This window comes from Streptococcus sp. (assembly GCF_019414905.1).
GTDB lineage: Bacteria > Bacillota > Bacilli > Lactobacillales > Streptococcaceae > Streptococcus.
Genome location: NZ_DXLC01000192.1, coordinates 1 through 2,009, shown reverse-complemented (window position 1 = coordinate 2,009; position 2,009 = coordinate 1). Strand labels below are relative to the sequence as shown.

Annotated in this window: 1 protein-coding gene; it reads left to right on the top strand. The window is 42.6% G+C overall.

The window, feature by feature from the left end; all coding sequences use genetic code 11:
* The first annotated feature begins 105 nt into the window (after positions 1-105).
* A complete protein-coding gene (locus tag QZ359_RS05780; RefSeq protein ID WP_293963960.1) occupies positions 106-1,650 on the top strand; it encodes a peptide chain release factor 3 in 1,545 nt (514 codons plus the stop codon).
* The last annotated feature ends 359 nt before the right edge of the window (positions 1,651-2,009 follow it).

The window sequence follows — 2,009 nt, the reverse complement described above, 5'->3', positions numbered from 1 at the left end:
TAAAATCCGATATAATGGAGTGTTGAAAGGAATGGTAAAATCCAATGTAAAAATCATTCTTAGCTATTAAAACAGATAAAAATAGATTTAAAAGAAAGAGAACTTATGAATATTCAAGAAGAAATTAAGAAACGTCGTACCTTTGCCATCATCTCTCACCCGGACGCGGGGAAAACAACGATCACTGAGCAGTTGCTCTACTTTGGGGGCGAGATTCGTGAAGCTGGTACGGTTAAAGGAAAGAAAACAGGGACTTTTGCCAAGTCTGACTGGATGGATATCGAGAAGCAACGTGGGATTTCCGTTACTTCATCTGTTATGCAGTTTGACTACGATGGTAAGCGCGTGAATATCCTAGATACACCAGGGCATGAGGACTTTTCAGAAGATACCTATCGTACCTTGATGGCGGTGGATGCTGCGGTCATGGTCGTGGACTCTGCCAAGGGGATCGAGGCTCAAACCAAGAAATTGTTTGAGGTTGTGAAGCACCGTGGCATTCCAGTCTTTACCTTTATGAACAAGCTAGACCGTGATGGTCGTGAGCCGCTGGACCTCTTGCAAGAATTGGAAGAAGTTTTGGGCATTGCGAGCTATCCGATGAACTGGCCAATCGGGATGGGGAAAGCCTTTGAAGGCTTGTATGACCTCTATAACCAACGCTTGGAACTTTACAAGGGGGATGAGCGTTTTGCCAGTCTAGAAGATGGAGACAAGCTTTTTGGCAGCAATCCTTTCTATGAGCAAGTCAAGGATGATATTGAACTTTTAAATGAAGCTGGGAATGAGTTTTCAGAGGAAGCTATTCTGGCTGGAGAATTGACGCCAGTCTTCTTCGGTTCAGCTCTTACTAACTTTGGTGTGCAGACCTTCCTTGAAACCTTCCTCAAGTTTGCTCCAGAACCACATGGTCACAAGAAAACAGACGGCGAAATTGTGGATCCTCATGATAAGGATTTCTCAGGATTTGTCTTTAAAATCCAAGCCAATATGGACCCTCGTCACCGTGACCGTATCGCCTTTGTCCGTATCGTATCAGGCGAATTTGAGCGTGGCATGAGTGTCAACCTGCCTCGTACTGGTAAGGGTGCGAAACTGTCGAATGTCACTCAGTTTATGGCTGAAAGTCGTGAAAATATAACTAATGCTGTAGCAGGTGATATTATCGGGGTTTACGATACAGGTACTTATCAGGTTGGGGATACCTTGACAGTTGGAAAAAACAAGTTTGAATTTGAACCACTGCCAACCTTTACACCTGAAATTTTCATGAAAGTATCTGCTAAGAATGTCATGAAGCAAAAATCTTTCCACAAGGGAATCGAGCAATTGGTGCAAGAAGGTGCTATTCAGCTTTATAAGAATTACCAAACAGGCGAGTATATGCTAGGTGCTGTTGGTCAACTTCAGTTTGAAGTCTTTAAGCACCGTATGGAAGGCGAGTACAATGCGGAAGTAGTCATGAGCCCAATGGGTAAAAAGACCGTTCGTTGGATCAAGCCTGAGGACTTGGATGAACGGATGTCATCAAGTCGCAATATCTTGGCCAAAGACCGTTTTGACCAACCAGTCTTCCTCTTTGAAAATGACTTTGCCCTTCGCTGGTTTGCGGACAAGTATCCAGACGTAGAGTTAGAGGAGAAGATGTGATTCAGTAAGCCTACTTGATTGCAAAGCAATCTAAGTAGGCTACGGCAAGTCCTATTAGACTTGCCTAACTGCTATGTTGGTTGATCTAAATATTCTAATAATAGAAGTCCAGGAATGCTATATTCATGGGCTTTTTCCTTGTGGCGAATTGTAAGTTGACTTGCCAAGTTCGGTGTCTTGGTCTTGAATCAGTAACTATTATAGCGCTTTATCTAAATTTCCTATGTAAGAAAATCCTGCGAATGTTATGGCATTGTGGGATTTTTTGTAAGGGTTAGTGAGTCTAGCTATTTGCATTACTAAAGTGCAACCTTTTTGTTTGTCAGTCTGCTCAAAAAATATCCGAGTAAACTATATAT